At 39.7% G+C, this 1,127-nt stretch carries 1 protein-coding gene; it reads left to right on the forward strand.

The annotated features are described in order from the left end of the window. Positions 1-1,127 (forward strand): RHS repeat-associated core domain-containing protein (locus E1163_RS00340; RefSeq protein WP_281353069.1); only part of this gene is annotated, 1,127 nt, incomplete at both ends.

The raw sequence follows: 1,127 nt of genomic DNA on the forward strand, positions 1-1,127 counted from the left end.
AGTGATGCTGAACAACAGCCAGATCGCGGGACCAGCAATCAGCTTACCGGTAGGTCCGGGTGATAAGATAGACATGGAAGTATATAGCTATTACGAAGCTGGTGACTATGGAAATTTGCAACCTGCCGATGCTATCCTTGCGGCTGTAGCCGGGGCGTTTGGTGGCGCAAATGGAGGTAATACCTTTGAGCAATCGACTTACGATGCTTTTACTGCTGAGAATGGTACAAGTTTAGTGGGTAATGGTAATAACGCAGGAGACACAAGGCCGGCGGCTTATCTCAACTACATTCTCTTCGATGAGCAAATGAACTTTCAAAAGGATGGCTTTATACAGGTTGGTATCAATGCCAATACCCATGAGGTTTTAGCTTTAAATGATATAGTTGTAGATAAAGCAGGCTTCATCTATATTTACCTAAGCAACGAGAGCAACAGCTCTTCGCGCGTGTTCTTTGATGATATGAAGGTGGTGCTTACGGAGAGTAGTGTGGTGCAGAAAGATGATTACTATCCTTTTGGGTTAACCTTTAACTCTTACCAGAGAATTACCACAGAGCCTAATAAGTACCTCTTTAATAGCTTTGAATTGCAAAAATCCCTTGACTGGAATGTCTATGATTGCCATGCTAGACAATATGATCCAACTATTGGTAGAATGTTAAGTGTTGATCCTCATGCTGAAGCTTATGAGATTACAACTCCTTACAATTATGCTTTTAATAATCCGTTATTTTTTGTGGATCCGACAGGAATGGATAACATAATTTATCTTTTAGCCACTGAGGGTTTTGACAGGGATGTAGCACAACAAATAGTTGATCAGGCTAATGCGAACTTTGAAAAACTCGGTTTGGAAACTCGTGTTTCCTTATATGACTCTGAAACAAATGGTCAATTTGATGCTAGTAATTTAGATGACACCGATAATTGGGCTGTTATTGGTACTGATAGAAAAGCAATTGTAGATAAAGCCACGTCAATAGATAAAGAGTTTGGTGAAAGTATTGAATATTGGGCTAAGAATAACAGTTCGACTAACCCTGAAACTTCAAACCCAAAAACAGGTAGCAATGGAATTGTAATAGATCATGATGACACGAATTTAGGAAAAAGCAAAGTGACAA

It is taken from the genome of Fulvivirga kasyanovii (genome assembly GCF_009711405.1).
Taxonomy (GTDB): Bacteria; Bacteroidota; Bacteroidia; order Cytophagales; family Cyclobacteriaceae; genus Fulvivirga; species Fulvivirga kasyanovii.